Genomic DNA, 14,802 nt, shown 5'->3' with positions numbered 1-14,802 from the left:
ATGCACAATCCATTACGTTATCAGATTTCCAGCTACGATTGTGGCCCTACCTCTTTATTGAATGCGATAAGTTATCTGTTTCCGCGGGAAGAAATTCCCGCGGAAATTATTCGCAATATCATGCTTTACAGTCTTGATTGCTATGGGCCAGGAGGAACGCCGGGGAAAGCCGGTACTTCCCGCATGGCGATGCGATTTTTGGCGAATTGGCTCGATGGTTTTGGCAAGGCGACACCGCTGCCCCTTTCGGCGCGGTATCTTTCCGGTCAGGCTGTGCGGCTGAGCCAGGAGAGCTTGATAAACGACGCGTTGTATCGTGGGGGGGCAGCAGTGGTGCGGCTTTTTTACGATGTGGAGCATTATGTCCTGCTGACTGGCGTCCGGGATGACAAGGTATTGATGTTTGATCCGTGGTATTTGCCAGGAAATGACCAGCAGATGTCCGCAGCTCAGGTGGAGGTCACCCTGTCCCATGAAGACGCGTATAATCGCATTGTTCCCCGGGAGCTATTCAACCGCGAAGTTAAGGAACTCTATGCATTAGGGCCGGTGGATACCCGGGAAGCCGTGCTGCTGTTCAATGAACAGACGGAAAAGACAGCGGCGGCGACGATTGAATATTTTATTTGATTGTTTTTTTCGAAAAAGGGTTGACACTGTGAAAACCCTGTGATAGTATAAAGCACATACAAAACATATCTGATTAATTAAAACAACCGGACATCCGGTAGAACATGTTTTGTATGTTGAGAATTTAAAATTGAAGCGAGCAGCTGATTATACAAATAAAGGCTGGATGGCATGATGATGCCGTCCAGCCTTTTTGTTATTCACTCATTTGTGAATCTGCCCATTTGCAGGCAGCGGCTTCAAAAAAGGATGCCAAAGGCATTAAAGAGAAAGGGAGGAATGACGACATGACAACGACGGCAATCGCGCGGATTTATTCCGCATACCAAGGTGGGGCTACGGATCTGATGATCGCTCCGGAGGCCATGTGCTGTATGGGTTATTGGTACAGCTGCAGAAACGGTGGACAGAAAAAAGATATCCGTGAGAATGCCATGCGTTCATTCGCAGTTCCGTTCTGATGGAGCCCGCTGACAATCTGGACAGGTACCGAAAAGACTTTTGGTGCAATTGCCTTTCATTTGGGGGATTGCACCGGAAAGTCTTTTTCTTTACGCAAATTTAGCTTTCTTTGAGGGGGATGGATTATATGAAATGTGTTTGTATGGTTACCGCGAAAACGAATAGCAGAAAATATGAGCGAATGTGCAGGTAAGGAGGGATGGATATGATTGCCGCGCAGGAGAGTATGACGGCGAAGCTTTGCTCCTTTGCTCGGGCTTACCATTCGATGTTGGGGAAGAACAAGATATTTGATGACTATCTGGCCTACGACATCATTGGGAAAGATGAGTATGATAAAATCGGTGATTTGCTAAAGGGGAAGGCAGCCAGTGATGGATACCTGCCAAGGTATGGATTCGAGAGTTTACAGGTCTTTGATGAGATGGACCACTATTTTTCGCCAGTAGCGCTTTCGCGTATCGCGTTTGCTGAGCGGGCATTGGAACGCTTTGCCAGAGGCAGGGCGGAATGTCAGTATGTAATCTGCGGAGCAGGGATGGATACCTTTGCTTTTCGCAATACCGACGAGATGGTGCAGATTTTTGAATTGGACCATCCCGACACACAGGCCTATAAACTCCGCCGCATCCATGACTTGCGCTGGGAGATACCGCGAAATACCCACTACGCGGCAATCGATTTTGAACGGGACGACTTGGGGAAGACCCTGCTTCGAAGTGGCTTCCACCCGTATGAATCCTCGTTCTTTTCGTTGCTGGGGGTGTCTTACTATCTGACACCGGCAGCTTTTCGCGAATTTGTGCGCAGCATTAGCATCCTGGCATCACCAGGAAGTCAGTTTGTATTGGATTTCCCCGATGAGTCGACCTTCCAACCGGATTCGGCTTCGCGGGTACGTAGGCTGACGGAGCTTACCGAACGTCTTGGCGAACCAATGCGTCACGGCTTTTCCATCGATGAGATGCGGGAGATTCTGAGCGCCGAAGGTTTTGTCATTCGCATCCATGAAGCGCCGGCTGACATACAACGGCATTTCTTTGCGGGGCGCACCGACCAGCAGCAGGCAATGGAGAACATCCACTTCTTATTGGCGGAAAAGAAGCGAAATTAAAATTTTAACAGGAAAGGAACAGCGGGATTATGAGTTATCAATCGTTTCATACAGCTTTGATACATGGTGGTATCTATGGTGATTCAAAAACTGGTTCGGTGAATGTACCGATTTATCAGACTTCGACCTTTGAGCAGGATGGGCTGGGAGAGCTGCGGGAAGGTAAATGGGAATATGCTCGTACAGGAAATCCTACCCGGGCGGCTTTGGAAGCTCTGATTGCGGAGTTGGAGGGTGGTGTGGCTGGCTTTGCCTTCGCTTCGGGGATGGCGGCTATCACCGCCGTGTTGAGCCTGTTGCAGAGCGATGCCAAGGTAATTCTTTCCCGCAATGTCTATGGTGGAACTTTCCGCGTACTCGATAAGGTATTCAGCCGGTTTAATCTGCATTATGCCATCGAGGATACGACGAATCTGGTGGGGCTAGAAAAGCAGTTTACCCCCGATGTGAAGGCGATAATCCTTGAGAGTCCGGCAAATCCCTTATTGACGATAACGGATATCCAGGCGGTGGCTGCCAGGGCTCATCGTCATGGCGTTCTGGTTATTGTGGATAATACCTTTATGACGCCATATTTGCAGCGGCCCTTGGAATTGGGGGCAGATATTGTCGTTCACAGTGCAACGAAGTACCTGGGAGGACACAGCGATTTGGTGGCAGGCTTAGCGGTGGCTAAGACCAAGGAACTGGCCGATAAGTTGGCTTTTATTCAAAACTCTACCGGTGCAGTGCTCGGTCCCCAGGATTCGTTTTTACTGGTGCGAGGCATCAAGACGTTGGGGGTTCGGCTTGACCGCCATGTGGAAAATGCCGAGTTTTTAGCCGATTGGCTGCAGGAGAATGAGGCCGTAAAGACGGTACATTATCCGGGACTGCCCATACATCCTGGTTTTGAAATCAACCGGCAGCAGGCGAAAAATGGCGGGGCGATGATATCCTTTGAACTTACCGAGGAATATGACATCCGGAAATTCTTTAAGGCACTGAGGCTTATCGCCCTGGCAGAAAGCCTTGGTGGTGTGGAAAGCCTTGTCTGCCATCCGGCATCCATGACCCATGCGGCAATCCCCAAGGTGATTCGTGACCGCATTGGCATCACCGATAACCTAATCCGGCTTTCGGTGGGAATTGAGGATAAGAATGATTTGCTGGTGGATCTTCGGCAGGCGATAGAATCCAGCAAGATTGTAAAGTAGAAAGGAGAACCCGCTTATGCATTATTATCACTCCATGCAGGAGCTCATCGGGCATACGCCGCTCGTTGAGCTGACACATTTTGATTTGCCGGCGGGCGTCCGGCTGTTTGCCAAATTGGAACTTTGGAATCCGGGAGGCAGTGCAAAGGACCGCATTGGAAAAGCGATGATTGAAGATGCGGAAAAAAGAGGACTTTTGCAGCCCGGTGGCACGATTATCGAAGGAACCGCCGGAAATACCGGCTTAGGAATTGCTTTTGCGGCACTGAACAAGGGCTATCGCGTTATCTTTGTGGTGCCGGAGAAGTTTTCCGCTGAGAAACAGACTCTGATGAAGGCTTTGGGGGCAGAGCTGGTGCATACTCCGCGGGAAGGCGGGATGCTGGCAGCGGCAGCCAAGGCGGAACAGTTACGAGGTACGATACCGGGAGCCATTACCATGAAGCAGTTTGAAAATCCGGCTAACCCGCGGGCACACTATGAAACTACGGGCCCCGAGATTTTTGCTGACCTTGATGGGGCGGTGGACTTTTTGGTATCTGGAGCGGGAAGCGGCGGCACTTTTTCGGGCATCATGCGCTATCTCAAAGAAAAGAATCCGGCGATACAAGGGGTGTTGGCAGACCCCTATGGTTCAATTATTGGAGGAGGGGAACATGGTGATTACGAGATTGAAGGCATTGGCAACGACTTTATTGCCACTACGATGGAGACATCGTTTGTCGATTCGGTTTATAAGATTGCGGATGAAGAAGCATTTGCTGGGGTTCGTTATCTCGCTGCCCGGGAGGGTATATTTGCCGGCTCTTCGACAGGTGCGGCCCTGGCCGCTTCCTTAAAGCTCGCCCATTCCGGCATTACCGGCAACATTGTGCTGGTGGCCGCGGACCGGGCGGAACGGTATTTTAGCAAACATATCCTGGCGCAGCCGGAAGCAGTGCCGGGAAACTTGTGTGAAAATAATTCCATAACCAGATTGTATGCATAAACCAGTTGATGATAGAAAATCAAGGCTGGGCGGCAGAGGGGAATTCTGCTGCCCGGCTTTTTTATAGAAAGCGAGGTGATTATATGTCGTATCGTATTGCGTTGGCTTCCAGTGATGGGCTGCATATCGACCGTCATTTCGGTCATAGCGATGGCTTTGTCATCGTGGCAGTGGAACCTAGTGGAAATTTTGTCGAGCAGGAACGACGTCAGGCGAAAGCACCATGCCAGCATGGTTTTCATGACGCAGGAGCAATGCAGGCGGCGGTAAGAGCCTTGCGTGACTGCCGCTATGTGGTGGCGGAAGCCATTGGCCCCGGGGCACAGAAGGCCTTGGAACAGCAGGATATCCTGCCCCTGGAGATTGAAGGCGCGACGGTGGCTCAGGTGGTTCAGAAAATCTACGTGTATGAGAAGAATAAGCAGCGGGCAAGTGTCCGTGCTTGAGGAAGGAAAGGGCGTAGCGCTATGGATGCAAAACGAGTAAAAGAAATACACCCATGCTTTGGCGCAAAACAGAATCGAGGACGTATCCATTTGCCGGTATGTCCTGGTTGTAATCTTGCCTGCCGGTTCTGCGACCGAAAACTAAATGATGTCGAGAATCGGCCCGGGGTGACAACAAAAGTTATCGAGCCGGAAGAGGCAGCAGGGTATGTAGAAAAAGCCTTGCAGTTTTGTCCGGAACTCAGTGTAGTGGGGATTGCGGGGCCCGGTGATACGTTGGCCTCGGACCGGGCCTTGGAGACCTTCCGGTTAATTGGTGACCGGTTCCCGCAGCTTCTAAAGTGCATGAGCACCAATGGATTGCTGTTAGCTGAGCGGGCCGAGGAGGTAATCGCGGTCGGCATCGATACGTTGACGGTTACGGTCAATGGCGTTGATCCGTCTATTGTGGCCAAAATCATAAATGGTCTGGTCTATCATGGCCGGCGTTATGAAGGGGAGGAGGCAGGTCGTATTCTAATCCGCAATCAGCTGGAGGGCATCCGCAAGGTGGCAGAAGCTGGTGTGGTGGTCAAGGTAAATACGGTACTGGTGAATGAAATCAACCGGTTCCACATTGGTGAGATTGCCAAAGCGGTCAAGGCGGCAGGGGCTTCTATTTACAACATCATTCCCTTGATTCCGCAGCACGACCTTAAAGATTGTGAAGCACCTAGTTGTGTGGATCTGGCGGTGGCGCGGAAAGAGGCAGGAGAATACATCGATGTATTTCGGCACTGCCAGCATTGCCGGGCTGATGCTGTAGGGGTCCCGGGGAAAAGCAATTTCAGTCAGCAGGTCTATCAAGGGATGCTGGCGATCAAGGAAACCTTTTCTCATGGCTGAGAAAGATGCAGAAACAGTTATCGATAAAAAGGAGAGATTATTTATGGCAAATGAAAGCTTACGTCAGATTGCAATCTATGGCAAAGGGGGAATCGGTAAATCCACGACGACGCAGAATCTTACGGCGGGTCTTACGGAACTGGGGAAACATGTCATGGTGGTGGGCTGTGACCCTAAGGCGGATTCGACCCGGCTGCTGTTAGGCGGCCTGGCCCAGAAGACTGTTCTGGATACCTTGCGGGATGAAGGTGAAGATGTAGAGCTTGACAGCATTTTGAAAGAGGGCTTCGGCGGGACGCGCTGTGTGGAGTCAGGTGGTCCGGAACCGGGGGTGGGCTGCGCTGGCCGTGGCATCATCACTTCAATTGGCTTGCTGGAGCGGCTGGGTGCTTATACCGATGATTTGGATTACGTATTTTATGATGTCCTTGGCGATGTGGTTTGCGGTGGTTTTGCCATGCCGATTCGCGAAGGCAAGGCCAAGGAAATCTATATCGTTGCCAGTGGTGAGATGATGTCTCTGTATGCGGCCAATAACATCTCAAAGGGGATTGCCCGTTATGCGAAAAAGGGTGGCGTGCGTTTAGGGGGGATTATCTGTAACAGCCGCAATGTCGATCGGGAAATCGAACTTTTGCGTGCCTTTGCCAAGGAATTGGGCACGCAGCTCATTCACTTTGTACCCCGTGACAACATTGTTCAGCATGCGGAAATTAACAAAAAGACGGTGATTGAATACAAGCCGGAGGCCCATCAGGCAGATGAATACCGTCAACTGGCCAAAAGCATTGAGGATAATGAGAATTTTGTAATTCCTACGCCCATGACCCAGGAACGGCTGGAAGAAATCCTGCTGGAATACGGCTTGATGGATAATGTGGAAGACGATTATCGCATTTGAAGGGAGGATGTCCTATGCCAAAGAAGATAAATCTGGATATGGCCTCCGTAGAACCGCGGGAACAGCGCCTGGGGACGATTATCGCCTGGGATGGCAATTCGGAGGATTTACATGAGCAGTCCGGGTATGAACTGCGCGGACAAAAGGAGCGGGGCAGGAAAGGATGCGGCGGTAATTGCCGTCTTTGTGAATTGAGTGGCCCCTTCACTCAGGGGGCGGTTTGTAGCGAGCAAATGGTGGAATGCCAGGCTGGCAACGTGCGAGATGCTGTGCTGATTCAGCATTCCCCTATAGGCTGCGGCGGCGGACAGGTGGAATATAATGCCATCTATCGCAATGGCTTGGCAATGCGGGGCTACAAGGTGGAAAACATCCGCATTATCAGTACTAACCTAAAGGAAAGTGACATGGTATTTGGGGCCGCCGATAAACTGCGCCAGTCCATCGATGACGCTTGGGAACGGTATAAACCCCAGGCAATCTTTGTGGCGTCTTCCTGCGCTACGGGAATTATCGGGGAGGATATCGAAAGCATAACCGATGAAAAAGAAGCGGAGCTGGGGATTCCGGTAGTGCCCTTGGCTTGCGAAGGTTTTCGTTCCAAGCATTGGAGCACCGGTTTTGACGCTACGCAGCATGGAATTTTGCGGCAGATTGTACGCCGCAATCCTCAGAAAAAACAGGAAGACTTGGTCAATGTCATCAACCTCTGGGGGTCGGATGTGTTTACGCCGCTGCTCAAGAATTTGAATCTGCGGGTAAATTATGTTGTGGATTTGGCTTCCGTTGAGGAGTTGGCTCAGATGTCGGAAGCGGCCGCTACGGTGGGGTTCTGCTATACGCTGTCCTCTTATTTGGCTGCGGCACTGGAACAGCATTTTGGCGTGCCGGAGGTTAAGGCGCCGATGCCCTATGGCTTTGCTGGTACGGACGCCTGGTTGCGGGAATTGGCGCGGGTCACTCACCGGGAAGATTTGGTGGAACCCTTTATCCAGGCAGAACACGAACGGGTTAAGCCCCGGGTGGAAGAGCTGAAGAAAAAGCTTAAGGGCGTCAAAGGATTCGTGGCTACCGGTTCGGCCTATGCTCACGGCTTGATCCAGGTTATGCGGGAACTGGGGATTGAAGTAGATGGTTCTTTGACCTTCCACCATGATCCGGTCTATGATAGCGGTGATACCCAGGAGGATTCTTTAGGGTATTTGAATCAGCACTATGGCAAGGTCAGCAACTTCCATGTTTCGAATCGCCAGCAGTATCAGCTTTACGCATTTCTGCAGCAAGTCAAACCGGATTTTCTGCTTATCCGTCATAACGGGCTGGCACCATTGGCGTCGCGGCTGGGGATTCCGGCAGCGCCGTTGGGGGATGAGCATATTGCGGTAGGATATGATGGTATGATAAATCTCGGCGAGACCATTTTGGAAATTTTAGCGCATAAAAAATTCCACGATGATATCCGTAAGCATGTAAAACTGCCCTATAAAAAATGGTGGCTGAAACAGAAGGATGCCTATATTCTGGCCAAACATCCGGAATTGATTGAGGATGACGAAGAGGCAGAAGGATATCGTGCAGAGGAAAGAGTGGAGGTTGGTGCTCATGCCTAAGACAAAGAAAGATAAATGCAAACAGACAAATTCCATCAATCAAGTGCGTTATGGCTGCGCGTTGGGGGCGTTGCATTCGGTTACTGCGATTCCGGGAGCCATGCCCATCACCCATTGCGGCCCAGGCTGTGTTGACAAACAGTATATGAGCCTGGCCTTCTATAATGGCTATCAGGGCGGCGGTTATGCTGGTGGTGCCGTAACACCAAGCTCGAATTTGCAGGAAAAAGATGTGGTGTTTGGCGGTGCTAAACACCTTGATCAGCTGATAGCCGCCTCTTTGAAAATCATGGAAGCGGACCTGTTTGTCGTGCTCAATGGCTGTATTCCCGAAATTGTAGGTGATGATATTGGCGCTGTGGTGGCTCGTTACCAGAAAAAAGGGATTCCCATTGTTTCGGCGGAGACTGGTGGTTTCAAGGGGAATAATTTTACTGGTCATGAGATTGTTACCGAAGCCATCATCGAACAGTATGTAGATAAATTTGCGCCGGATAAGACAACCAAGAAGAAAGGCCTGATAAATGTCTGGGCAGAGCTTCCCTTTCAGAATACTTTTTGGCGAGGAGATCTAGCGGAGCTGAAACGCATCCTGGAAGGTGCGGGATGGCAGGTAAATATCTTGTTCGGCTATGGCTCGGCTGGGGTAAAAGAATGGCTGACCATACCCAACGCGGAGTTTAATCTGGTAGTAGGACCATGGCTGGGGCTGAAAACGGCAAAATTGTTGGAGAGAAAATACAAGCAACCCTATCTCCATTTGCCGATTCTGCCCATAGGAGCCAAGCAGGTAGGGGGATTTTTGCGGTCGATTGCGGCCTTTGCGAAAGAGAATGAGGTAAAGACGGAAGCTTTCATCAAACGTGAGGAAAAGGAATACTATTATTATTTGGAATACTTCACGGATTTTTATGCCGAGTATTGGTGGGGACTGCCGGCTTCTTATGCGGTTGCCAGCGATGCGACGTATAATCTGGCTCTTAACAAATTCCTGGTCAACCAGTTGGGACTTATCCCGGCTAAACAGATTATCACCGATAATACACCGGAGAAATACCGGGAGGCGATTCGTGAAGAATACAAACAGTTGGCTGATGATGTATCGGCGGAGGTAGATTTTATCGAAGACGGGTATCTCGTCACTCAGGCAATCAAGCAGGGAGAATATGGACATAAACCGCCGATAATTTTTGGTACCACCTGGGAACGGGACATTACGAAAGAGCTTAACGGGCACATCGTGGAAGTCAGCTATCCGGTTTCCTATGATGTGGTCATCAATAAGACTTACATTGGTTATCGCGGGGCCCTTACGCTTTTGGAGAAAATCTTTACAACAGCCATCAGTAAATCGGCATAAGCAGGGCATGAAATTAAATACAAAAAAGCCAGCAACCGAAGTTGCTGGCTTAACTTTTCAATGGTCGGGATGACAGGATTCGAACCTGCGGCCTCTTCGTCCCGAACGAAGCGCGCTACCAAACTGTGCCACATCCCGTGAGTACATGAAATATTATACGCAGAAACCTAGTGCTTGTCAACACTTATTTTAAAATTTTTCAAGAAAGTTTATAGTTGCATAAATTGTGGGTATTTGTTACACTATTATCGTTAATTGTATAAGAAGATTCACTAGGGGCGCAGGCTTGTCCTGCTGAGAGACGTTACGTCGACCCTTGGAACCTGTTGGGTTAAGACCTGCGTAGGGAAGTGAGATGCAAAAAATGCCGCTTAGCTATGCTGGGCGGCTTTTATATTTTTAGGAGGTAACAATATGGCAACACAGATGCAGCTGGCACGTGAGGGCAAGATTACTGATGCAATGAAACAGGTGGCTTTGGATGAACACCTATCCCCAGAGGTGATACGCGCCGGGGTAGCAAAAGGGGTTATTGCAATTCCTTGCAACATCAATCACAAGGGGCTGAAACCCCGTGGGGTAGGGGAAGGCCTGCGGGTAAAAGTAAATGCCAATATTGGTACGTCCAGTTCCTATCCTGATGTGGCCCCCGAACTGGATAAGCTGGCGGAAGCGGTCAAATGCGGTGCGGATGCTGTCATGGACCTTTCCACGGGCAATAATATTGACCTGTCAAGAAAAGAAATCATCGAACATTCTCCGGTCATGGTGGGAACTGTTCCTCTTTATCAAGCTACGGTTCGGGCCATCAAAGAGCATGGAGCAGTAGTAGAAATGACCGAAGAAGATATTCTGGAGACGATTGAAAAACAAGCCAAGGATGGCGCCGATTTTATGACCTTGCACTGTGGTGTAACGCTGGCCGCAGTAGAGCGCATGTGCAAACAGGGGCGCATCATGGATATCGTCAGCCGGGGCGGGTCTTTTATCGCTGGCTGGATGCTTCACAATGAGCGGGAAAATCCTCTTTATGAGCATTTCGATAAGATTCTTGATATCTGTGAAAAATATGATGTGACGCTCAGTTTGGGCGATGGCATGCGGCCAGGGTGTACGGCAGATGCTACCGATCGCGGCCAGCTGACGGAGCTCATTACGCTGGGCGAGCTCGTCGATCGGGCTTGGCGCCGCGGTGTGCAGGTCATGGTGGAGGGGCCGGGGCATGTCCCTTATGATCAGATTGCCGCCAATATGAAATTGGAAAAACGACTGTGCCGCAATGCTCCCTTCTATGTGTTAGGCCCGCTGGTGACGGATGTGGCGCCGGGGTATGATCATATTACCGCGGCAATCGGCGGCACGCTGGCTGCGGTAAGCGGTGCGGATTTTCTTTGCTATGTGACGCCGGCTGAACATTTGGCTCTGCCGACGATTGAAGACGTCCACACCGGTGTGATCACTTCGCGGATTGCGGCCCATGCAGCGGATATGGTGCGCGGAGTTCCGGGAGCTGTAGAATGGGACCGCAAAATGGCCGAAGCGCGTAAGATTCTCGACTGGGATGCACAACTGGAACTGGCTATCGATCCAGATTTAGCACGGAAAAAACGCGGGGAACGAAATAAGACTGGTGAAGAAGCTTGCTCCATGTGTGGCGACTATTGTGCGGTTAAGATTATCAGCAAGTATTTTGATAAACCGCAGTGTCCCTGTAGCGATTAATCCAAGGGGAATGTTCAGAGAAAACAATTGAAAAAATTCTGTCTAAAAGCAGGAATCATCAGGAAAAATACCGAATACTAAGGTATAAACAATAAAACAGACTCGCAGGGAGGTTTTATTATGGGGAAAATCAAAAAAATCCTGGTTCCGGTTGATGGTTCGGTCAACGGTTGCAAGGCGGTAGACGAGGCAATTTTCTTTGCGGAAAAGTGCCAGGCGGATCTGGACTTTGTCTATGTAGCCAGCAATATCAATAAGGACATTCCCAGCCATATCGTATTTGACCGCATTTGGGAGAAGATTCCGGATGATCTCCGCGCTGCGAAACATGTAGAAACGGGCAATATTCCCAAGGCCATCATTCGCGTGGCCGGACAGGAACACAGCGACATGATTATCATGGGCAGCCGCGGTCTCGGACTTTTCAAAGGGGCCTTGATTGGCAGTGTCAGTCAGAAGGTTATTGAGGAGTCGCCGATTCCCGTTATGGTCATTAAATAAGAATGTTGGCAGCTGCCAGTGGTTTTCCGCTGGCAGTTTTTGCTAGGGACGAAGCGAGGTGCGTATCATGCTGGTAAAAGAAATCATGACCAAAGAGGTGATTACCGTTCATCCGGAGGCAACAATCCGGGAATTGGCGGAGCTTTTGATTTCCAATCGGATATCGGGAGTACCGGTGGTGGATGCGGCAGGAGAACTTCGCGGTATTGTCAGCGAAGGGGATTTGCTCCGCAAAGAGGCTGCGCCAGAGGCCCCTGATGAACTATGTATCCTTGGTGCAGTAATCTACTATAATGGCCTGACGGAATATCGGGATGCTTTCCGGAAGTTTGCCGCACTTACTGCTGAGCAGATTATGACAGAAAAGGTTATGACCGTCAAAGGGGAAGATGAGGTTGGCAAGGTGGCCAAAATCATGTTGAACAAACATATCAAACGGCTTCCGGTAGTGGATGATATCGGCCATTTGGTCGGCATTGTCAGTCGAGCAGATATTGTGAAGATGTTTTTGTAAATATAACAAATGGCTGTACCGAAAAATGGTACAGCCATTTGTTATATTTTGGGATTTTTTTGTGCAAGCCAGCGCGAATTTTTTTTGTTTTCCAATTGGCGCAGGCGATGTTCGTAGATGTCTTCAATGACCAATTTGCAGATGACGATGAAGGGGACAGCCAGGAACATGCCGGGGGCACCAAGTAGTTCTCCTCCGAGAATAATGCCAAGAATAATGGCAATGGGATGGAGGTTTAGGGATTTACCAATCATTGTGGGATAGATGAAGTTGTGATTGATTTGTGTGAGCAGCAGGTAAAAGCCAGCAGTCTGTAGGGCGATGAATGGATCAACGGTGGCCGTCAGTAGGATTCCAAAGGCAGAAGCGACCGTGGGACCCAATACAGGGATGAACTCGCAGATGCCGGAAACCATGGCAAAGACTGAAGCATAGGGGAGATTCCGCAGAGTAAAATATAGGAAGACAATCACAGCAGTAATGCAACAGATGACGAGCTGACTGAAAATGTAGGTACGCAGAGCATTTAAAATGCGGTTAAAAAGTTTCAAGACGCGTCCGGTATCCTTTTGTGGGAAACGGGTAGCAAGGTACTGTTTGATTTCTTCGCCGTCTTTGAGGAGATAAAAGGTCACAAAGAGGATGATGACCATGTCGATGATTTTGTTGAATAGGGACAAAAGAACGGTTAGAGAGGATTTTAGGGCATCGACACTGGTGGATTTCAGCTCCGCCCAGACATTATCCAGTTCGGTATTAAGAAATTCGGATTCCTGCAATAGTGGAACGTTCTGAATTTTTTCCGTCAGTTGTGGGAAATCGGTAATGAAGTGAGAGAAGGTCGGGACAAAGCTGCTGGAGACTAATGCCAGCAATAGAAACGTAAAGCTGACAAAAGCAATGAGTACAATTCCGGCGGCTAAGGCGCGGGGCATTTTTTTATTCAGGCAGTTTACTGGTGGCAACAAGAGAAGTTGCAACAGCAGGGAGATGAAGATGATAAAGGCCAGTTGCGGCATATACCAGAAGGTGGATAACAAAATGGTAAAGGTAATACCTAACAGGATGGAAGTGCGATAATCGCGTATTTGCATGATGATGTCCTTTCGCATGACTGCATTACGTATTTGTTACCATTATATATCAGTCGTACAAAAAAAGGAAAGCGGTTCATTTTGAACGCTTTCCTTGAGAGACTTCATTGCCTATCGCCACTGGTCATTTATTTGATTTGGTTGAGGCGGGCAGCAAGCGTCGATGCGGGTTCGTCGCCTTCGACGCAGGTCATGATGGGGTGGGCGCCAAGCATGACGGTATTGCCGTTGGCATAAGCAGCACTGCGGTTATGGCCATTATGATAGGCGGCACAGAGGTTGCCCATGACGAAGTAAGCACGTTCACGGGCACTCATGCCGCCAGCGGCTGCCGGTGTCGTGAATACTTTGGTGTTGACCTTTATGACGCCGTCTTTGTTGGTAACATGTCCACCGCTGTAGGTGGTAAGTTTTTTGGAATAGGCATCGCGGCGGTTATCGTTGGAAGGATGGTCGGATATAAAGGCCTGGATGCCAGAAGGATTGCTCTTCGAAAGGTCCATTACGCGCTGCCATACGGCGGCTGTGGCACCGGGGTTGTAATTCGTGTGGATGATGTAGTCAAAAGCCAGTGCATCAGCCTCGCGTTCCATTGGTTTCGTAATGTTACGATTATTTACGACGGTTGCCATGATTGCACCGGCAGTGGTTCCCGTTGCTGAGCCCAGAATCGCCATGTTGAGTGACCGGCGGGCACCCTTTGCCGGATGGTCTTTTTGACCGTGGCCGAGTTCGTGCCCTAATACGACAGCAATTTCATCTTCGTTGGTAAGTACATTATAGAGCCCCGTATTGACGCTAAGGTTGTGTCCTAAGGTGCAAAAGGCATTGAAGCTGGTTTCGTTGTTGATGAAATAATTATAGGGCTTTTGATAAATGGATGGATCGACCGCACCGATGGCTGCCGTGAGATTGGTCATGATGCGGTCAAGCTGCTGGTTAAGAGCCCAATCATTGTTGACGCCGTACTGTTTTTTCATGGCTTGGAAATATTCCTGACGGCCTTCTTCGGTATCGTTGTATTTGTGCAGGGTTTTATTGAGTTCGCTGCGAGCTTGTATTCCGCCAATTGCCGCACCTAAAATGCTGGCGGTACTGGCTTCGGCCGGAGTCGGCATAAAGACTCCCGCAGCAGTCGTTGAGGCAATAATGCCGGCAGCTAGCAGGCTGGTTATTTTTTTACGGGATTGGAACCGGGTAATCATACTATCAACCTCCGTTATATATATCAATTGCTATCTTCAATTATAACAAAAATAGGTTAGAAAAAAGTATGAAAATTCTAATGAACTTCTTAAAACTAAGGGAAGTTTTGCCTATGGCAAAACTAGAACATTGGCGGTATAATGCAAGAAGAGTTTGCTTTTACCAAAGGAATG

The 14,802-nt window shown here is 49.6% G+C and carries 15 protein-coding genes, 1 tRNA gene and 1 riboswitch; of the genes, 13 read left to right on the top strand and 3 right to left on the bottom strand.

The annotated features are described in order from the left end of the window. The 10 genes from BLQ36_RS00570 to BLQ36_RS00530 all read left to right on the top strand — a co-directional run bounded on the left by BLQ36_RS00570 (position 1) and on the right by BLQ36_RS00530 (position 9,592). A complete protein-coding gene (locus BLQ36_RS00570) occupies positions 1-630 on the top strand; it encodes a peptidase C39 (protein WP_074513511.1) in 630 nt (209 codons plus the stop codon). A gap of 287 nt (positions 631-917) precedes the next feature. After that, entirely contained in the window at positions 918-1,091 is a 174-nt protein-coding gene (locus tag BLQ36_RS13355; RefSeq protein ID WP_156033462.1) for a hypothetical protein, read from the top strand. Between the two features lie 206 nt (positions 1,092-1,297). Continuing rightward, the gene (locus BLQ36_RS00565) at positions 1,298-2,206 is read left to right on the top strand and encodes a class I SAM-dependent methyltransferase (protein WP_033169630.1); all 909 of its coding nucleotides are present in this window, start codon (positions 1,298-1,300) and stop codon (positions 2,204-2,206) included. Positions 2,207-2,235: 29 nt separating this feature from the next. Further along, positions 2,236-3,402 (top strand): trans-sulfuration enzyme family protein, encoded by a 1,167-nt coding sequence (locus BLQ36_RS00560; protein WP_074513510.1) that lies wholly within the window; start codon positions 2,236-2,238, stop codon positions 3,400-3,402. A 16-nt stretch (positions 3,403-3,418) separates the two neighbouring features. Next, positions 3,419-4,390 carry a PLP-dependent cysteine synthase family protein gene (locus BLQ36_RS00555; protein ID WP_074513509.1) on the top strand — a complete coding sequence of 324 codons (972 nt, stop codon included), beginning with the start codon at positions 3,419-3,421 and terminating at the stop codon, positions 4,388-4,390. Between the two features lie 83 nt (positions 4,391-4,473). After that, a complete protein-coding gene (locus BLQ36_RS00550) occupies positions 4,474-4,836 on the top strand; it encodes a NifB/NifX family molybdenum-iron cluster-binding protein (protein WP_074513508.1) in 363 nt (120 codons plus the stop codon). A 21-nt stretch (positions 4,837-4,857) separates the two neighbouring features. Beyond that, the gene (locus BLQ36_RS00545; RefSeq protein WP_074513507.1) at positions 4,858-5,721 is read left to right on the top strand and encodes a radical SAM protein; all 864 of its coding nucleotides are present in this window, start codon (positions 4,858-4,860) and stop codon (positions 5,719-5,721) included. Between the two features lie 43 nt (positions 5,722-5,764). Next, positions 5,765-6,622: a nitrogenase iron protein gene (gene nifH, locus BLQ36_RS00540; protein ID WP_033169720.1), complete on the top strand. Its 858-nt coding sequence runs from the start codon at positions 5,765-5,767 to the stop codon at positions 6,620-6,622. Positions 6,623-6,636: 14 nt separating this feature from the next. After that, positions 6,637-8,232 (top strand): nitrogenase component 1, encoded by a 1,596-nt coding sequence (locus BLQ36_RS00535; RefSeq protein WP_074513506.1) that lies wholly within the window; start codon positions 6,637-6,639, stop codon positions 8,230-8,232. Next, a complete protein-coding gene (locus BLQ36_RS00530) occupies positions 8,225-9,592 on the top strand; it encodes a nitrogenase component 1 (protein WP_074513505.1) in 1,368 nt (455 codons plus the stop codon). The genes BLQ36_RS00535 and BLQ36_RS00530 overlap by 8 nt, the downstream gene beginning before the upstream one ends. A gap of 61 nt (positions 9,593-9,653) precedes the next feature. Here the strand turns inward: BLQ36_RS00530 and BLQ36_RS00525 are convergent. Next, positions 9,654-9,730, bottom strand: a tRNA-Pro gene (locus BLQ36_RS00525). Between the two features lie 126 nt (positions 9,731-9,856). Continuing rightward, a riboswitch (TPP riboswitch) is annotated at positions 9,857-9,958 on the top strand. Between the two features lie 48 nt (positions 9,959-10,006). On the opposite strand from BLQ36_RS00525, the gene thiC reads away from it, so the two are divergent. The 3 genes from thiC (at position 10,007) to BLQ36_RS00510 (ending at position 12,329) form a co-directional block, all read left to right on the top strand. Then, positions 10,007-11,314, top strand: a complete 1,308-nt coding sequence (gene thiC, locus BLQ36_RS00520; protein ID WP_074513504.1) for a phosphomethylpyrimidine synthase ThiC — start codon at positions 10,007-10,009, stop codon at positions 11,312-11,314. Positions 11,315-11,434: 120 nt separating this feature from the next. After that, positions 11,435-11,815, top strand: a complete 381-nt coding sequence (locus BLQ36_RS00515) for a universal stress protein (RefSeq protein WP_033169624.1) — start codon at positions 11,435-11,437, stop codon at positions 11,813-11,815. A gap of 67 nt (positions 11,816-11,882) precedes the next feature. Continuing rightward, on the top strand, positions 11,883-12,329 hold the full coding sequence (locus tag BLQ36_RS00510) for a CBS domain-containing protein (protein ID WP_074513503.1): 447 nt from the start codon (positions 11,883-11,885) through the stop codon (positions 12,327-12,329). A gap of 41 nt (positions 12,330-12,370) precedes the next feature. On the opposite strand, the gene BLQ36_RS00505 is transcribed toward BLQ36_RS00510, so the two are convergent. Further along, entirely contained in the window at positions 12,371-13,423 is a 1,053-nt protein-coding gene (locus BLQ36_RS00505) for an AI-2E family transporter (protein ID WP_033169622.1), read from the bottom strand. A gap of 128 nt (positions 13,424-13,551) precedes the next feature. Continuing rightward, the gene (locus BLQ36_RS00500; RefSeq protein ID WP_074513502.1) at positions 13,552-14,628 is read right to left on the bottom strand and encodes a M48 family metallopeptidase; all 1,077 of its coding nucleotides are present in this window, start codon (positions 14,626-14,628) and stop codon (positions 13,552-13,554) included. Positions 14,629-14,802 lie beyond the last annotated feature (174 nt).

Source organism: Selenomonas sp. WCT3 (genome assembly GCA_900100835.1).
Classification (GTDB): domain Bacteria; phylum Bacillota; class Negativicutes; order Selenomonadales; family Selenomonadaceae; genus Selenomonas_A; species Selenomonas_A ruminantium_E.
Note: the sequence above shows the minus strand (reverse complement) of the source record. Positions and strands in the feature narration are given on the sequence as shown.

Coding starts and splice junctions, on each gene's coding strand:
- BLQ36_RS00510 (WP_074513503.1), top strand. CDS start 11,883: ATGCTGGTAAAAGAAATCATGACCAAAGAGGTGATTACCGTTCATCCG.
- BLQ36_RS00515 (WP_033169624.1), top strand. CDS start 11,435: ATGGGGAAAATCAAAAAAATCCTGGTTCCGGTTGATGGTTCGGTCAAC.
- BLQ36_RS00530 (WP_074513505.1), top strand. CDS start 8,225: ATGCCTAAGACAAAGAAAGATAAATGCAAACAGACAAATTCCATCAAT.
- BLQ36_RS00565 (WP_033169630.1), top strand. CDS start 1,298: ATGATTGCCGCGCAGGAGAGTATGACGGCGAAGCTTTGCTCCTTTGCT.
- BLQ36_RS00500 (WP_074513502.1), bottom strand. CDS start 14,628: ATGATTACCCGGTTCCAATCCCGTAAAAAAATAACCAGCCTGCTAGCT.
- BLQ36_RS00570 (WP_074513511.1), top strand. CDS start 1: ATGCACAATCCATTACGTTATCAGATTTCCAGCTACGATTGTGGCCCT.
- BLQ36_RS00555 (WP_074513509.1), top strand. CDS start 3,419: ATGCATTATTATCACTCCATGCAGGAGCTCATCGGGCATACGCCGCTC.
- BLQ36_RS00535 (WP_074513506.1), top strand. CDS start 6,637: ATGCCAAAGAAGATAAATCTGGATATGGCCTCCGTAGAACCGCGGGAA.
- BLQ36_RS00545 (WP_074513507.1), top strand. CDS start 4,858: ATGGATGCAAAACGAGTAAAAGAAATACACCCATGCTTTGGCGCAAAA.
- BLQ36_RS00505 (WP_033169622.1), bottom strand. CDS start 13,423: ATGCAAATACGCGATTATCGCACTTCCATCCTGTTAGGTATTACCTTT.
- BLQ36_RS13355 (WP_156033462.1), top strand. CDS start 918: ATGACAACGACGGCAATCGCGCGGATTTATTCCGCATACCAAGGTGGG.
- thiC (WP_074513504.1), top strand. CDS start 10,007: ATGGCAACACAGATGCAGCTGGCACGTGAGGGCAAGATTACTGATGCA.
- nifH (WP_033169720.1), top strand. CDS start 5,765: ATGGCAAATGAAAGCTTACGTCAGATTGCAATCTATGGCAAAGGGGGA.
- BLQ36_RS00560 (WP_074513510.1), top strand. CDS start 2,236: ATGAGTTATCAATCGTTTCATACAGCTTTGATACATGGTGGTATCTAT.
- BLQ36_RS00550 (WP_074513508.1), top strand. CDS start 4,474: ATGTCGTATCGTATTGCGTTGGCTTCCAGTGATGGGCTGCATATCGAC.